Source organism: Pseudomonas putida, assembly GCF_050989985.1.
Taxonomy (GTDB): domain Bacteria; phylum Pseudomonadota; class Gammaproteobacteria; order Pseudomonadales; family Pseudomonadaceae; genus Aquipseudomonas; species Aquipseudomonas putida_AI.
This window is the reverse complement of sequence record NZ_CP158815.1, coordinates 2616621-2631643: the sequence shown is the minus strand read 5'-3', so window position 1 is coordinate 2631643 and position 15023 is coordinate 2616621. Positions and strand designations below refer to the sequence as shown.

The window sequence follows — 15023 nt, the reverse complement described above, 5'->3', positions numbered from 1 at the left end:
CTGAATCATAGTTGGGCCCATCCAGAAGGTGCTGCCGGAACCGGCCGCCACTTCAAGTGCTCAACTCAAATTCAAGGTGATTCAGATGACAGGCACCCCACCCTCGAACAAGCTGGCCCGCGCCCTGGCGCTGTTTGCCCTGGCCCTGGGCAGCTTCTGCATCGGCACGTCCGAATTCGCCAGCATGGGCATCATCCAGCTGTTCTCCGCCAGCCTGGGCATCGATGTGCCGCAGGCCACCAACGCGGTCACCGCCTACGCCCTGGGCGTGGTCATCGGCGCACCGGCGGTGACCCTGGCGGCGGCCCGGCTCAACCGACGCACGCTGTTGCTGGCGTTGATGGGGCTGTTTGTCGTCGGCAACGTGCTGTCGGCGATCGCCACCGACCTGAACCTGCTGATGGCCGCGCGCTTCCTCAGTGGCCTGCCACAGGGCGCCTATTTCGGCGCGGGTGCGATGGTTGCGTCCTGGATCATGGGCCCCGGGCAGGAAGGCAAGGCGTTCGCCATTGTCATGACCGGGCTGACCATCGCCACCATCATCGGCTCGCCGCTCGCCACCTTTCTCGGTCAACACCTGGGCTGGCGTGAAACCTACCTGGCGGTGGCTGTGCTCTCGGGCCTGGCGCTGCTCGCCATTCGCCAATGGCTGCCACGCAGCGAGGCGCTGAACGGCACGCCGATCATTCAGGAACTGTCGGCCCTGCGCAAAGGCAGCGTCTGGGGTGTGATGGCGGTGGCGACTGCCGGTATCGCCAGCCTGTTTGCGGTGTACACCTTCGTCGGCCCGATCGTGACCGACGCGGCACACCTGGCGCCGAGCATGATCCCGGTGGCCCTGGCGATCTTCGGCCTGGGCATGACGGCCGGCAACAGCGTCGGCGGTTCCATGGCCGACCGTTACCCGATGCGCGGCATCGTCCTGGGCTTCGGCGTGGCACTGGTGGTGCTGGCGATCATCGCCACCGCCGGCCAATCGCCCTGGGTGCTGTTCCCTGCCCTGTTCGTGCTCGGTGCCGGCCTGATGGCTTCGCTCCCGACCTTGCAAGTACGCCTGACCCGACTGGCCCCGCAAGCAACTTCGCTGATGGGCGCCATGACCCTGGCCGCGTGCAACCTCGGTAATGCCATCGGTGCCTGGGGCAGTGGCGCCTCGATCGATGCAGGTTACGGCCTGATGTCCGCAGGCTGGGCCGGCTTTGCCATGACCCTGACTGGCCTGGTGCTGTTCGGCCTCACGCTGATCCGCCGCCCTGCTCCCCTCGTCCATGCGGCCAGCGCCGCCTGAATTTGCAACTTAAAACCCGCGTTTTCAATCCTGTAGGAGTGTTACCCATGAGCATCAAACACGTTCTGTTCATCCTGACCAACACCGCTGAAATCGGCCCGAACAACCGCCAGACCGGGTACTTCTTCCCGGAAGTCGCCCACCCTTACGAGGTGTTCGCCGAAGCGGGCGTGGCGGTCGAATACGCCTCGCCTCTGGGCGGCAACCCGCCGGAAGACGGCTACGACGAAACCGACCCTGCGCAACTGGCATTTCGCAACAGCGCCGCGATCCGCCGCATGGCCAACAGCCGTCGGTTGTCGGAAGTGGATGTGCTGGACTACGACGCGATCTTCTTCCCGGGCGGCCTTGGCCCGATGGTCGATATCGCCAACGACCCTGACGTGAAGCGTGCGATCGAACGTGCGTGGAATGGCGGCAAGATCGTCGCGGCGGTGTGCCACGGTCCAGCGGCTTTCCTTGGGGTCAAGCTGGCAGACGGCACCCCGCTGGTCCAGGGCCGCAAGCTGACCTCGTTCTCAAACGATGAGGAAGCGGGTTACGCCCAGGCCGATGTACCGTTCCTCCTGGAGGATGCGCTGCGCGCCGAAGGTGCCGAGTATTCGTCGGCCGCGGTGTGGCAGGAAAAAGTGGTGGTCGACGGTCGCCTGATGACCGGCCAGAACCCGGCATCCGGCGGGCCGCTGGCCAAGGCGATGGTTGAGGCGCTGCGCTGAAACCTTAATCCCCTTCTTAACCTGTGGGAGCGAGCCTGCTCGCGATGGACCTGAGAACACCGCGGGGTGTCAGGTCTCCAGCGTCATCGTTGACGACCATCGCGAGCAGGCTCGCTCCTACAGGGACCTCACCCTTCAAGGAGTTCCCCTCATGTCCGCCTATGTTATTTTCATCCGCGAAAACACCCTCGACGAAGCGCAAATGCAGCAATACGCGCAGAAGGCTCCCGCCGCCCGAACCGGCCACGACATCACCCGAATCGCCTTCTACGGCCAGCTCGACGTGTTGGAAGGCCCATCGGCCGAGGGTGTGGCGATCCTGCGTTTTCCCGACATGGACGCCGCCCGGGCGTGGTACAACAGCCCGGCTTATCAGCAAGCGCGGGAACATCGTTTCAAGGGGGCGCAGTACCGGATGCTGCTCGTCGAAGGCAGCGACGTCGCGCCGGCCTAGCGCTCCAAGGTCAAGGCACATCACCAGGAGGTCCATTTCGTGAGCAAAAAGCCCTACGCTCCGCCCAAGGTCTGGAAACACGAAGCGCCGTCAGGCGGCCAGTTTGCCAACATCAACCGCCCGGTTGCCGGCCCGACCCATGACAAGACCCTGCCGGTCGGCAAGCATCCGTTGCAGCTGTATTCGCTGGCCACGCCCAACGGCGTGAAGGTGACCATCCTGCTCGAGGAACTACTGGCGCTGGGGCACACCGGCGCCGAATACGACGCCTGGCTGATCCGCATCGGCGAAGGCGAGCAGTTCTCCAGCGGCTTTGTCGAGATCAACCCGAATTCGAAGATCCCGGCCCTGCTGGACCGCAGCGCAGAGCCGCCGATTCGCGTGTTCGAGTCCGGTTCGATCCTGTTGTACCTGGCGGAAAAATTCGGCGCCTTCCTGCCCAAGGATCCCGCCGGGCGCACCGAAACCCTGAACTGGCTGTTCTGGCAGATGGGCGCGGCGCCCTACCTGGGTGGCGGTTTCGGACACTTCTATGCCTACGCGCCGGAGAAATACGAATACCCGATCAACCGCTTCACCATGGAGACCAAGCGTCAACTGGACGTCCTCGACCGCCGCCTTGGTGAAAGCACGTATCTGGCCGGCGACCACTACAGCATCGCCGATATCGCGGTCTGGCCGTGGTACGGCCAACTGGTGCGGGACAACGTGTACTCGGCCGCCGAATTCCTCTCCGCCCACGAATACACCCATGTACAGCGCTGGGCCGAGGAAATCGCCAAACGCCCGGCGGTCCTGCGTGGCCAGCGGGTTAACCGGACCTGGGGCGACGAGCAACTCCAGGTGCCTGAACGGCATCAGGCCAGCGATCTGGACTGAGAACATCGCGGTCAATCAAATCCCCCTGTAGGAGCGAGCTTGCTCGCGATAGCAGACTGTCAGTCGAGAAAGATGTTGCCTGACACACCGCTATCGCGAGCAAGCTCGCTCCTACAGGTTTATCTGCCAGCCTTGTCATTTGTGTACAGCGCCAAACCCTGTGGGAGCGAGCCTGCTCGCGATAGCAGACTGTCAGTCGAGAAAGATGTTGCCTGACACACCGCCATCGCGAGCAGGCTCGCTCCTACAGGTTTATCGGCCAGCCTTGTCATTTGTGTACAGCGCCAAACCCTGTGGGAGCGAGCCTGCTCGCGATAGCAGACTGTCAGTCGAAGCAGATGTTGCCTGACACACCGCCTTCGCGAGCAGGCTCGCTCCCACAGGTTTATCTATCCCCGGTTTATTGCGGCACGCCGAACGCAGGCGCAGCGTGACACCGCTGGCACTCGCGAACCGGCCCCGCTGCGTGAATCACCTGCACCTGTTTGAGGTGGCAATCACGGCACAAGCCATGGAAATCCTGCTCCATGCGCAACGCCAGCGCGGGGGTCTTTTTGTGGCACAACACACAACTGCGCTCCCCCGTGGGTGGCGACGGCGCGTGGTCGGCATAGTCGTGGTGACAGGTCAGGCAGTTCACCCGGCCATGCAGTTGATGGTTGAAGTTGATCGGCAATAACGGGCGCTCCCGAAGCAGTTGCCCGTGAGCGCTGTAAAGCAGATAGCCCAGGCCGGCTGCCACCATCAGCAATCCACATGAATACGCGCGCCTCACAGCGGCAGATCGCTATTGGCCAACAGCGAGTAGCCGAGCGCCAGGGTCAGGGCGAACAGCACCACGCCCACGCTCAACCAACTGGCATAACGGGCTGTGTGACGGCGTCTCGATCCGATGCCACGCACCAATGCCGGTCGCGGCATTAGTGGCCTGAGGATCGCCGCACAGATCATTCCCACCCACAAAAACGCCTTCCACGGCTCTGCGCTGTAGAAGCCGGCACTGATTACATGCACCGACATCAGCCCCAGCAACAGCGCCCCCAGCCCGTAATGCCAGTGTTTGAAATGCCGATGGTTGCGCCACAGTTTCTTGCGCACGGCCGTAAGACCGGTCGGAACCAGCACCAGCAGAATCAGGCTGGCGAGAGTGCCGCTGAGCATCGGCCAGGTGGCCGAGGGTTTGAGATAGTCGATCACCAGCGGCTCGCTGAACAGCAACACGCCGATGTGCACCGCCAGCAGCAGCGTGGCGGCGTAGCCGAGGTCGCGATGCAGGTTCATGAAGAACTTGCCGTCGTAGTGGGGCTCGCTGAGCGGACGGCCGCTGTAGATGAACAGCATGGCCAGCAGCACGCCGCAGAGAAACCCCACGCCATTGGCCAGGTCCCAGGCGAGATAGATGCCCGGCATGGGGCTTGCGAACAACAGCAGCACGAATGGCAGCGTGATCAACAGGGTCAGGCGAAGCAGTAATGCGACCACGCTCAGCCTCCTGCTCGATAGCGCGCCGGGATATTCACTTCATCTTCGGATTATCGCCAGGATGGCTGCGCGACCTTTGAGGCTGGGTGCCAGATGTGTTGTTGAGCGTGACAAGTTGCGCTGGAAAACAGTGATCCCTGTAGGAGCGAGCCTGCTCGCGATGGGCCTGAGAACAACGCGGGGTGTCAGGTTATCCGCGTCATCGTTGACGTCCATCGCGAGCAGGCTCGCTCCTACAGGTTTTTCTGCCAGCCCTGGCATTTGTGTAAAACCACAATCCCAGTGGAATCAGGTTTCAGGGCTTATGCAGGCTTGAAGCAGTACGCCGCCAGCTTGTTGCCATCCAGGTCCCGGGCGTAGGCCGCATAGGCATTCGGTGCCCAGCCGCGGGGTCCGGGTTCGCCTTCGCAGGTGCCGCCACTGGCCAGGGCAGCGGCGTGGAAGGCGTCGATGGCCGCGCGATCAGGTGCCTCGAAGCTGACGGTCACGCCATTTCCGACCGTGGCCGGGGCGCCGTTGGCAGGCTTGAGGACGAAGAACGATGGCGCGCTTTCGCCCCATATCGAGCCGTTGTCATCCAGGTCGGCAATGCGTTGCTGGCCAAGGGCGCCGAGCACCTTGTCGTAAAAGGCCCGGGCTTTTTGCAGATCATTGGTACCGACAGTGACGTGAGTGAAAACGCTCATTTTTATGCTCTCGTGGGTGGAACCAGGGTGGATGAATACGGTGGTGCGGATGTCAGTGCGGCCAGAGATCCGTCGGAAAGTACTTCTGCGAAATCTGCGTGTACTTGCCCGATTCGTACAACTGGGTCAGCGCCTTGTCGATCTGGGTCTTGAGTTCGACATCACTCTTGCGCATACCCGCGCCGACACCCAGACCATATTTCAACGGGTCCATCTTGATGCTGCCCGTGCCCTTTTCTTCGAACGCCGTGCCGTCCTGGGACTTGAGGAAATCGATGTCGCCGACCTTGTCGAGGAACATGACGTCGATACGTCCGGCAATCAGGTCGGCGTTGCAGTCGTCCTGGGTGTTGTAGATGCGGATATCCGAGGTGTTGCCATAGGCGCTGCGGATGAATTCGGCATTCGTGGTCGAGCCCTGCACGCCGATGGCCTTGCCGGCGAGTCCTTCCGGGGTCAGTGTCACGTCGACGTTTTTCGGCGCAACGAAAATGCCGGTGGTTTCATAGTAGGGACGGGAAAACGCGATCACTTTCTGCCGCTCCGGACTGATGCCCATGGAGTTGAACAGCACGTCGAACTTGTTGGCGATCAACGCGGGAATGATGCCGTCCCACGCCACTTCCTTGATCTCGCACTCGGCCTTCATCTGCTCGCACAGCGCGCGGATCAGGTCGGGCTCAAAGCCGGTGAATTGCCCGGTAGGTGTCTTCACCAGAAACGGCGGGTACGGCTCGGCAGCGACGCCAAAGCGCAGCTTTTCCTGAGCCGCGCTGGCGGGCGCGGCAAAGGCACACAGGGTCAGGCCGAGCGAGGCCGCCAGGGTCAGGTTGCGAAGTATTCGTTTCATGGTCGATCCTTTTTTATTGGAGGACAGTGATAAACGCATGCATTTGAAAGAGCATTTTCAGGCGGCCGGTACCGGCAGCGGCAACCAGCCCTGAATGGCTTGCCAGTCAGATTCGAGGGCGCTGAAACGTGAGAGCGAGAAGGTAGAAAGATCGGCGAAACTGCAGGCACCGTCCACGACCAGGTCGCGAATGGCATGACCGCTGGCCGGAGAAAGTCCGAAGCCGACACCGGACATGGTGGCGACGGTGACGTTGTCCAGTGCAGCGGGCCGATCGATCACCGGACGCCCGTCCGGGGTGTTTTCGATGAACCCTGCCCAGCTGCGAATCACCCGCTTGTGGGCGACCTTGGGGAACAGCTCGGCCAGGCGTTTGGCGATGTTGCATTGCAGCGGTGTCGATTGCGCCCGGGTACCGCGCAGATCCGCCAGGTCGACCCACTCGTGGGGGCCGCCACCATAGGCCAGGTTGCCGCGCAGGGTTTGCCGGCCGTACAGGCCGTTGCCATCCACACCGCCGACGTCGAGCAACGGCAGCGGCTCGGTGACGATCATCTCCGCACGGGCGGTCACCAGCGGAATGTCCACTCCCAACTGCGCCGCCAGTTCCCCGGTATGGGGACCTGCGGCAATCACCAGATGGTCGCAGGAGATCAGGCCCTGGGCGGTGCGCACGCCGGTCACCCGGTCGCCATCGCGGACGATGTCGACCACGGGGGTGTGTTCAAGCACCCGACCGCCGAGGTTTTGCAGCGCCCAGGCGTAGGCCTGCAAGGTGCGGTGCGGGTTGGCGTGGCCGCCGAAATGGTAGTAGAAGCCGGCCAGTACGTTGTCGCCGGCAAAGGGCACCAGTTCGCGCACCTGCTGCGGGTCCAGCAGGTCGACGCGCAGGCCATACCAGGCGGCTTCGTTCACGACCTTCTGATCGAGGGCAACCTGGTGTTCGGTCAGATCGATGCTGATGCGGTCCGGGCGATACTCGGTGGGATAGCCGAGCAGTTCGTCCATCATCGGCCACAGTCGCTGCTCTTCGACAAACAGCGGGCTGTGGTGATGGGAACAGCCACCGCCGTTGCGCCCCGAGGCGCCCCAGCCGATCAGGCCGGCTTCGAGCACCAGCACGTCGACGCCATCGCGCGCCAGCCACCAGGCGGCGCTCAAGCCGGTCACGCCGCCACCGACGATGACGACGGATGCACTTGAGGAGGATTTCTTGACTGTCTGCATGGTGTCAGCCCTCTGCAGTGAATGGAGTGCTCAGCGCAGCGGATTGAGACGCGGCGTCTGTCCTGCGCCGGGCGACGGTCTGCTCGCCCGCGCACAGCCAGAACGGCGTCCACTGCGACGGCATGTCGAACCAGGCATCCCAGCGGCTTTTCATCTGCGGCGCTTCCTCGACCTGCGCGGCCTGGCGCATGGACAGCGGACGCACCGGCGGGCGAAACGAGGCCAGCGCAATGGCCTCGACACTCAGGCCGGCGCCGAGGCCGAGCAACGCCGCCACCTGTTCACGGCAACGACGGCCCTGGCACGGGCCCATGCAGGCCCGCGTCAGGCGCTTGGTCACGTCCGGGTTGGGCGAATCGTTTTGCATGGCGATCTCCAGCGACGCCTCGGCAGGCGTCCATTGCAGATAGCGCGGTGGCTGCTGGCCGAGAATCTCGTTGGCGGTGACTTCCTCGCACTGGCACACAAAGGGCTGGTTCTGCGCGTGGAGCGTGGACGCCCGTACCCAGGCTGCGCGATTGGCGGCAGGGTCGCAGACGGGCGCGTCAGGGATCGGCGCCTGCTCGCTTGGCGCAATATCGACACCCAACGCGACCAGCGCGGTATGTGCGGCGATGTGCCCTTCGCGCCGGGCAATGTTCTCGTCGAGGCTTTTCGATGCCCAGACGCCAGCGCAGTCACCGGCCACCAACACGAAGGGCAACGAAGTGCGCTGCACCGGATCCGCGTCAGGCACGTGGCCGCCGCGGTCGGCCTGGAATGAGATGCGGCATCCCGCCGATTCCACCAGCTCGATGGCGGGAATGGCTGCCACGCCCAGCAGCACCGTGTCGCATTCGATCTCGATCAGCGTCCCGTCAACGGGGCGGCCGGTGCTGTCGACCGCCACGGCAGTAATGCCCTTGACCCCGAAGCCGTCGCCGAGCGCTTCGCGCACGACATGCCCGGTCAACAGCCGGGCGCCCTGCTCCACCAGTTGACCCAGCAGCGCGGGATCGCCACTGACCTGGGTTGCCTGCTCAATGATCGCCGCAATCTGTACGCCGCTGGCGATCAGCGCCCGGGCCGTGGCCAGCGCCTGGGTATCGCTACCGACCAGCACCGCGCGCTTGCTGTCCAGCGCCTGGTAAACCGTGGCCAACCGATGCGCCGCGCTGACGCCCATCACACCGGGGCGATGCCAGCCGTCGAACGCCAAGCCCATGTCACGCCGGCCGGCGGCGACGATCACCTGTTTGAAGCGCAGCAGCCAGGCGTTGTCCTCATCAGCCAGACCGGCCACGGCGCCTTCGATCCACGCGGCGGTGGGCTGCTGGGGAAACAGGCCCCAGACCGCCGTGCCGAGCCGTACGTCGACACCGGCTTCAAGCGCCTCGGAGATCTCCGGGCGGGCATCGAGCAGGGTCTGCAGGACGCTGTTGCGGTTGGCCACCGCCGCGCCCATGCGCCCACCGAAATGCAGCGGCACTTCCTCGCCCATGGTTTCCAGCGGCACAGGATTTTCGTCCACCAGCGTGACCCGCAGGCCATGGCCGATGGCGCTCAATGCCGCCGCAAGCCCCGCCGGCCCCGCACCGACGATCAGAATGTCGGTCTCGTCGCTGATCGGCGGTGCCTTGCCCGCCACTGAGGCCGGATCGTAGTAGTGGTCGTTCTTGTTATGTGTGGCCATCGAGTTTCCCCCGAGTGAGGCGCGTGTGCGTTGACGTGGGCTAGCGACTAGAACAACGAAGAAGGCGGCTTGACGTCGCCTTCGGCAAATCGCGACAGGCGCAGCTGACGCATATCCAGGCCCGGATCGCCCGAGTCGATCCAGTCCGCCAGGGTCTTGCCCACGATCGGCCCCATGGCAAAGCCGTGGCCGCAGAACCCGGTGGCGATCGCCAGGCCCCGGGGTGAGGTTTGCGCATCGATCACCGGAATGCCGTCGGGCAAGACGTCGATGGCGCCCGCCCAGCGGTCGGCGATCTGCGTATCGACCTGTCCGGGGAACGCGGCCTTGAGCGCGCGCATGGCAGTGCCCAGGCCCTTTTCATTGGGCTTGATCAGCGGATTGCGTTCGTGGATTCCCTCGCCCAATCGCGAGGCCTGCGACCACGGCATGCGCTGGTGCAGATCCGTCAGGCAGGCACCGTTGAGGTTGAAGCGAAACGACTTGCGGTGCGCCCACAACGAAGGCGCATACCAATGCAGCGCGCGCAGGTGACCGAGGGTCATGTCGACGTCGACATGGGCGTCGTCGGCGATGTTGAAGCTGCCGTCCAGGCGTTGCCGGAAGCCCACGCCATTGGCGATGGTTGAAATGCCGCTGAGGGTCGGCCCCGAAGTGGTTCGCGCCACCGTGCCACGGACCAGTTGCTGCGGCAGTTCGATACCGAGCATGCGCAGCAGGCGGAAGGTGGTGACACCTGCGGCGCAGACCACGGTTTTCGCCTTCACATAGCCGCGCTCGGTTTCCACTCCCACCACCTGGCCGGCGGCAACGTCGATGCCCCGTGCACCACAGTGTTCGACCAGTTGCACACCCAGCTCCCGGGCGCGCATGGCGAAGGCCCGCGCCACCAGCGTGGGCTCGGCCTGACCGTCGCTGGCGGTGAACAGGCCACCCAGTTGCGGGACGGCATAACCCGGCAGTTTGTTCGCCACTTCACGGGGCGACAGCATGACGGTGTCGACCGAAAAGCTGCGTGCAACGCTGAGCCAGGAGGCGTATCCCTCACGCTCTTCTTCATTGCCCGCGACAAACAGGCAGCCGTCGTTGCGCCAGCCCAGGTCGGTTTGCAACTCACGCTCCAGCGAGCGCCAGATACCGATGCTGGCTTGCATCAGCGGCACTTCGGCCTCGTCTCGCGATTGCTGGCGCACAAAGCCCCAGGCCCGGGACGACTGCTGCCCGGCGAGCACGCTTTTTTCCAGCAGCAGTACCTTCACCCCGGCCTTGCCAAGGTAATAGGCGCAGGCACAGCCCATCAGGCCGCCGCCGATGATCACCACGTCGACTTCACGGGGCAGTGGATTGTCCTGGGGCACCGATACGCCGGCCAAAGCTGCTACTGGAGTGTTCATAAGGGAAATCGCCGAGTTGGAAATGACGCATGGCGCAGCGTCGTGGTTTCGGCTAAGAATGTGCCCCGGCAGGCTGAAATTACAGTGATGTCTGCGCATTAATTCCATGTGAGGAACGCATAGAAACATGAGCCGCCAACTGCCATCGATCGAGCTATTGCAGGCATTCCTGACGGTTGCCAAGACCGGCAACTTCGGCAAGGCGGGCGAGCAGCTCAACCTCAGCCAGAGCGCGGTGAGCCGCCAGGTGGCGCAACTGGAAGCACGCCTGGACACCCGCCTGTTCGAGCGGCACACGCGCAGAATCGTGCTCACCGCCGAAGGCCGGTCGCTGGTACCGGTGGCGGAACAGGTCATCGGCCTGCTGTCCGACGCCTCGCACATGCTCGCCACCGTGGGCCGCAGCGTCAGCCTGCGGGCGCATCCGACCATGGCCGCGCGCTGGCTGATTCCTCGGTTGACGGCGTTTTATCGCGAGCACCCGCAAGTCACGGTCAGTGTCGACACGGTCTACCACCGCTTTCCCGATTTCGCGTTCGAGTCGATCGACGCCATGATCGCCTACGGCACCGCCACCTGGCCCGATTTCGAAGCACTCGACTTGTGGGAGGAAGAGCTGATACCCGTCTGCTCGCCGCAACTGCTGGAAGGCACGACGCCGCAGGAACTGCTCAAGACCGCACGGCTGGTGGACTCGAGCATGGATCGCCTGGACTGGCGCCGCTGGGAAGACCTCTACCCCGGTTCCATCGGACCGGATAACGCTCACCTGACCTTCGACACCCTGGAGTCGGCCATAGTCGCGGTGAAATGCGGCCAGGGAATCGCCCTGGTCGACGCGGTGCTCACACAGGATGAATTGCTCAACGGGCAACTGGTTCGCGTGCATGCCGGGCGCATCGTGACCGGTGGGCGCTACACGCTGGTTTATCCGCGGCGGGTAAAGCATTCGAGCGGGTTTTCCGAGTTTCTGGACTGGCTGGAAAACCTGAAAACCGCATAACCGCCCTGCACAAAACCTGTTGGAGCGAGCCTGCTCGCGATGGCGGACTGGCAGGCGACATCGATGTTGAATGTGCCAGCCTCATCGCGAGCAGGCTCGCTCCCACAAGGGTTTTGAGGTGTTGCTGGATCTTGTGCTCACCGCAGATCAACTGTAGGAGCGAGCCTGCTCGCGATGGCGGACTGGCGGGCGACATCGACGTTGAATGTGCCAGCCTCATCGCGAGCAGGCTCGCTCCCACAAGGGACTTGGGGTGTTGCTGGATCTTGTGTTCACCGCAGATCAACTGTAGGAGCGAGCCTGCTCGCGATGGCGGACTGGCGGGCGACATCGATGTTGAATGTGCCGGCCTCATCGCGAGCAGGCTCGCTCCTACAAGGGACTTGGGGTGTTGCTGGATCTTGTGTTCACCAAAGATCAACTGTAGGAGCAAGCCTGCTCGCGATGGCGGACTGGCGGGCGACATCGATGTTGAATGTGCCGGCCTCATCGCGAGCAGGCTCGCTCCCACAAAGGAATTGGGGTGTTGCTGGATCTTGTGTTCACCAAAGATCGACTGTGGGAGCGAGCCTGCTCGCGATGGCGGACTGGCGGGCGATATCGATGTTGAATGTGCCGGCCTCATCGCGAGCAGGCTCGCTCCTACAGGGGGAAATGCCGCGGATTTTCAACCGATGTGCTTAGTGCCATCACGCTAAGGTACAGCCCCGCTATACCCGGGGATAATTCCGGCGGCCCTTCGTCTCCCCGCACACTCTCTCCATGGGCAAAACCGTCGCCTTCACGCCGAACGCGCGGCAGTTGCCCGAGGCTTTTTGCCCCCATCAGGAGAGTGACCATGACAACGTACCTGAACCATTTCGCCCAAAAGAATGAAGCTCGGCAAGCGCCAGACCTGGTCCCGCACACCCAGGCCGTCGAGTATCAGATCCCTTCGCGCTACGCGGTGCGGGTCGGTGATATCGATGTGATGGTGATCAGCGATGGGGTGCTGCCGCTGCCGACCGAGACCATGTCCACCAACGCCGACCCGGCCGAGCGCAAGGCGTGGTTCAAGAACATGTTCCTGGGGCCGGATGCGTTCGACTGGGCGTTGAACGTGCTGGTGGTGCGCAGCGGCGAACAGATCATTCTCGTCGATGCCGGCCTGGGCGGTCAGTTCCCCGATTTTCCACGGGCCGGGCAGTTTCCCCAGCGGCTGGCGGCGGCTGGCATCGATCTGGCGTCCGTCACCGACATCGTGATCACCCACATGCACATGGACCATATCGGCGGGCTGCTGGTCGACGAGGTGAAAAACAGGCTGAGTCCGGATGTGCGCATCCACGTGGCCGCCACCGAGGTCGACTTCTGGGCAGAACCCGATTTCACCCTGACCGAGATGCCGGCACCCGTACCCGACGTGCTGCGGGCCACCGCCAATGAATTCATGAAAGCGTTCCACAGCAAGCTGCGCACTTTCGAAGACGAATACGAAGTGGCACCGGGCGTGGTGGCGAAAATGACCGGCGGCCATACCCCGGGCCACAGCGTGGTCTACGTGCAATCGGGGGACGAAAAGCTGACCTTTGCCGGTGACGCCCTGTTCCCGGTCGCCTTCGAACACCCCGACTGGCACAACGGTTTTGAACATGATCCCGAGGAATCGGTTCGCGTTCGGGTCCGGCTGATGCAAGAGGCGGCGGCCAGTGGCGAACTCTTTGTCGCCACGCACTTGCCCTTCCCTTCGGTTGGCCGGGTCGCGGTCGACGGTGAAGCCTTCCGTTGGGTCGCGGCGTTCTGGGACTTCTAACCTGCGCAAGCCCTCTGTAGGAGCTGTCGAGCGAAGCGAGGCTGCGATCTTTTGATCTTGAAAGGCAAAATCAAGAGATCGCAGCCTCGCTTCGCTCGACAACTCCTACAGGGAATGTGGTTCTACCCGCTCCAGCGCCTCAGCCATGCGCACCAGGTCCGCGAAGGATTTGGCGTGCATTTTTTTCATGGCATGGGAACGGTGGATTTTGATGGTGATTTCGCTCAGGTTCATCTGCCCGGCAATCTGCTTGTTCATCAGGCCTTTCACGGCAAGCGCCATCACTTCCTTTTCACGGGGGGTCAGCGATTGGTAGTCGGCATGCAGGCTCGAGGATTTGCGTTCGAGTTCGCGGCGCTTCGTGTCGGTCTGGAGTGCGGCAGACACCGCGTCCAGCAGATCCTGCTCGCGAAAGGGCTTGGCCAGGAAATCCACGGCACCGGCTTTCATCGCCTTGACGGACATCTCGATGTCGCCATGGCCGGTGATGAAAATGATCGGAATATTGATGTGCGCATCAACCAGCTGACGCTGGAAGTCCAGGCCGCTGCTGCCCTGAAGCCTCACGTCCAGGACCAGGCAACTGGCGCCATCGGTCTTTGAATGCAGGAGAAATTCCGAGGTTGAAGCGAAGGTCTCGACCCGCATGCCGGTAGAGCGCAACAGGTTGCTTAGCGCATCGCGAATGGAGGCATCGTCGTCCACCACGAACACAATGGAAGCAGTGTTTTGCGACTCACTGAACGGAGCATTCATGCACGGCAATCCCCGGGAGAAATGGTGGAAAAAAAGTGTAGCACAGCGCCACCCACTACCCGGACGACCCTCCAGGCGGCTTCATCAGTTTAGGAAAATGTGCAGGTCTTATGCAGTCAGGCGGGATTCCAGCGCCGAAATCATCGAGAAAAAACCACGGGGCGAATGCAGGAGCAGCTCCACCTGGGCGCTTTGACTCTTTCCATGTGTGCACCAACTGCAAAAATGCTCGCAGTTGTTGGAGAAAATCCGGTAATGGCGTTCACCGATCCTCGAGTACGCGCGACGGACGATTTCATCGCTGGAGTACTCGCTCTGCTCCTCAATCATCCAGACCGGCCGGCCATTGGCGAACTGTTCGAGATCGGTCACCTCGATGGGGCCCGGAGTGAATGAACCGCTGTACCCGGCGTAGTGGGCAACGCGGCCCGAGCCCAGGTAGATGCCATGGTGGATATAGAATTTTCGCGCAGTGATCAGGTGCGAACCGACCGGGGTATGAAGCAGTGCCTGTTCGATATTGTGCAGGTCCAGTGAGCGCTTCATCGAACCTGCGCAAACGCTGGTCGATTTCCGGGCCATGACCGCCTGCGTTTTGCAACGCAGGGATGACAACCCTTCCATGACACTGGCCATCAAGCTTTTCACGATAAAGTTCTCCGAAACCCTTGATGTGACTATATCGCCGGGGTTGCGGAGCTACATTTGTACAAGCGATTACTTCGTTCGACCCATTGATATGCACCCGTTAAACCAAAGTATTAAGCCGGGTGCCGATGGGTGGCCGCCGGCTCCTGCCGGCGGCCTTGATGAGCCCGTAGCGT

General features: G+C 62.8%; 15 protein-coding genes. 6 read left to right on the top strand and 9 right to left on the bottom strand.

Annotated features, from left to right (window positions below; all coding sequences use genetic code 11):
• Positions 1–85: 85 nt before the first annotated feature.
• From ABTV29_RS12255 to yghU, 4 genes are all read left to right on the top strand, one after another.
• Positions 86–1288 (top strand): MFS transporter, encoded by a 1203-nt coding sequence (locus tag ABTV29_RS12255; protein WP_433770539.1) that lies wholly within the window; start codon positions 86–88, stop codon positions 1286–1288.
• Positions 1289–1335: 47 nt separating this feature from the next.
• Positions 1336–2004, top strand: coding sequence for a type 1 glutamine amidotransferase domain-containing protein (locus tag ABTV29_RS12250; protein WP_433770537.1), 669 nt, complete (start codon positions 1336–1338; stop codon positions 2002–2004).
• A gap of 151 nt (positions 2005–2155) precedes the next feature.
• Entirely contained in the window at positions 2156–2458 is a 303-nt protein-coding gene (locus ABTV29_RS12245) for a DUF1330 domain-containing protein (RefSeq protein ID WP_433770535.1), read from the top strand.
• Between the two features lie 39 nt (positions 2459–2497).
• The gene (gene yghU / locus ABTV29_RS12240; RefSeq protein WP_433770533.1) at positions 2498–3337 is read left to right on the top strand and encodes a glutathione-dependent disulfide-bond oxidoreductase; all 840 of its coding nucleotides are present in this window, start codon (positions 2498–2500) and stop codon (positions 3335–3337) included.
• Positions 3338–3737: 400 nt separating this feature from the next.
• Here the strand turns inward: yghU and ABTV29_RS12235 are convergent, their stop codons facing one another.
• From ABTV29_RS12235 to ABTV29_RS12205, 7 genes are all read right to left on the bottom strand, one after another.
• Positions 3738–4082, bottom strand: coding sequence for a cytochrome c3 family protein (locus tag ABTV29_RS12235; protein WP_433770531.1), 345 nt, complete (start codon positions 4080–4082; stop codon positions 3738–3740).
• Between the two features lie 26 nt (positions 4083–4108).
• The gene (locus tag ABTV29_RS12230) at positions 4109–4819 is read right to left on the bottom strand and encodes a ferric reductase-like transmembrane domain-containing protein (protein WP_433770529.1); all 711 of its coding nucleotides are present in this window, start codon (positions 4817–4819) and stop codon (positions 4109–4111) included.
• Between the two features lie 302 nt (positions 4820–5121).
• Positions 5122–5505, bottom strand: a complete 384-nt coding sequence (locus ABTV29_RS12225) for a VOC family protein (protein ID WP_433770527.1) — start codon at positions 5503–5505, stop codon at positions 5122–5124.
• Positions 5506–5557: 52 nt separating this feature from the next.
• Entirely contained in the window at positions 5558–6355 is a 798-nt protein-coding gene (locus tag ABTV29_RS12220; RefSeq protein WP_433770525.1) for a transporter substrate-binding domain-containing protein, read from the bottom strand.
• A gap of 57 nt (positions 6356–6412) precedes the next feature.
• A complete protein-coding gene (locus ABTV29_RS12215) occupies positions 6413–7582 on the bottom strand; it encodes an NAD(P)/FAD-dependent oxidoreductase (protein ID WP_433770523.1) in 1170 nt (389 codons plus the stop codon).
• A gap of 4 nt (positions 7583–7586) precedes the next feature.
• The gene (locus ABTV29_RS12210) at positions 7587–9254 is read right to left on the bottom strand and encodes an FAD-dependent oxidoreductase (protein WP_433770521.1); all 1668 of its coding nucleotides are present in this window, start codon (positions 9252–9254) and stop codon (positions 7587–7589) included.
• Positions 9255–9301: 47 nt separating this feature from the next.
• Positions 9302–10648 carry an NAD(P)/FAD-dependent oxidoreductase gene (locus ABTV29_RS12205; RefSeq protein WP_433770519.1) on the bottom strand — a complete coding sequence of 449 codons (1347 nt, stop codon included), beginning with the start codon at positions 10646–10648 and terminating at the stop codon, positions 9302–9304.
• A gap of 127 nt (positions 10649–10775) precedes the next feature.
• Here ABTV29_RS12205 and ABTV29_RS12200 point away from each other — a divergent pair, with 127 nt between their 5' ends.
• Positions 10776–11651, top strand: a complete 876-nt coding sequence (locus tag ABTV29_RS12200) for a LysR substrate-binding domain-containing protein (protein WP_433770517.1) — start codon at positions 10776–10778, stop codon at positions 11649–11651.
• 838 nt (positions 11652–12489) lie between these two features.
• On the top strand, positions 12490–13443 hold the full coding sequence (locus ABTV29_RS12195; RefSeq protein ID WP_433770515.1) for an MBL fold metallo-hydrolase: 954 nt from the start codon (positions 12490–12492) through the stop codon (positions 13441–13443).
• Positions 13444–13548: 105 nt separating this feature from the next.
• Here the strand turns inward: ABTV29_RS12195 and ABTV29_RS12190 are convergent, their stop codons facing one another.
• Both ABTV29_RS12190 and ABTV29_RS12185 read right to left on the bottom strand, forming a co-directional pair.
• Positions 13549–14199 (bottom strand): response regulator transcription factor, encoded by a 651-nt coding sequence (locus ABTV29_RS12190; RefSeq protein WP_433770513.1) that lies wholly within the window; start codon positions 14197–14199, stop codon positions 13549–13551.
• Positions 14200–14307: 108 nt separating this feature from the next.
• Complete coding sequence (locus ABTV29_RS12185) at positions 14308–14847, bottom strand: lecithin retinol acyltransferase family protein (protein ID WP_433770512.1); 540 nt, start codon at positions 14845–14847, stop codon at positions 14308–14310.
• Between the last annotated feature and the right edge of the window lie 176 nt (positions 14848–15023).

What these genes read in the sequence shown, in the direction of transcription:
- ABTV29_RS12255 (WP_433770539.1), top strand. Translation starts at nt 86, where the DNA reads ATGACAGGCACCCCACCCTCGAACAAGCTGGCCCGCGCCCTGGCGCTG.
- ABTV29_RS12250 (WP_433770537.1), top strand. Translation starts at nt 1,336, where the DNA reads ATGAGCATCAAACACGTTCTGTTCATCCTGACCAACACCGCTGAAATC.
- ABTV29_RS12245 (WP_433770535.1), top strand. Translation starts at nt 2,156, where the DNA reads ATGTCCGCCTATGTTATTTTCATCCGCGAAAACACCCTCGACGAAGCG.
- ABTV29_RS12235 (WP_433770531.1), bottom strand. Translation starts at nt 4,082, where the DNA reads ATGGTGGCAGCCGGCCTGGGCTATCTGCTTTACAGCGCTCACGGGCAA.
- ABTV29_RS12225 (WP_433770527.1), bottom strand. Translation starts at nt 5,505, where the DNA reads ATGAGCGTTTTCACTCACGTCACTGTCGGTACCAATGATCTGCAAAAA.
- ABTV29_RS12220 (WP_433770525.1), bottom strand. Translation starts at nt 6,355, where the DNA reads ATGAAACGAATACTTCGCAACCTGACCCTGGCGGCCTCGCTCGGCCTG.
- ABTV29_RS12215 (WP_433770523.1), bottom strand. Translation starts at nt 7,582, where the DNA reads ATGCAGACAGTCAAGAAATCCTCCTCAAGTGCATCCGTCGTCATCGTC.
- ABTV29_RS12210 (WP_433770521.1), bottom strand. Translation starts at nt 9,254, where the DNA reads ATGGCCACACATAACAAGAACGACCACTACTACGATCCGGCCTCAGTG.
- ABTV29_RS12205 (WP_433770519.1), bottom strand. Translation starts at nt 10,648, where the DNA reads ATGAACACTCCAGTAGCAGCTTTGGCCGGCGTATCGGTGCCCCAGGAC.
- ABTV29_RS12200 (WP_433770517.1), top strand. Translation starts at nt 10,776, where the DNA reads ATGAGCCGCCAACTGCCATCGATCGAGCTATTGCAGGCATTCCTGACG.
- ABTV29_RS12195 (WP_433770515.1), top strand. Translation starts at nt 12,490, where the DNA reads ATGACAACGTACCTGAACCATTTCGCCCAAAAGAATGAAGCTCGGCAA.
- ABTV29_RS12190 (WP_433770513.1), bottom strand. Translation starts at nt 14,199, where the DNA reads ATGAATGCTCCGTTCAGTGAGTCGCAAAACACTGCTTCCATTGTGTTC.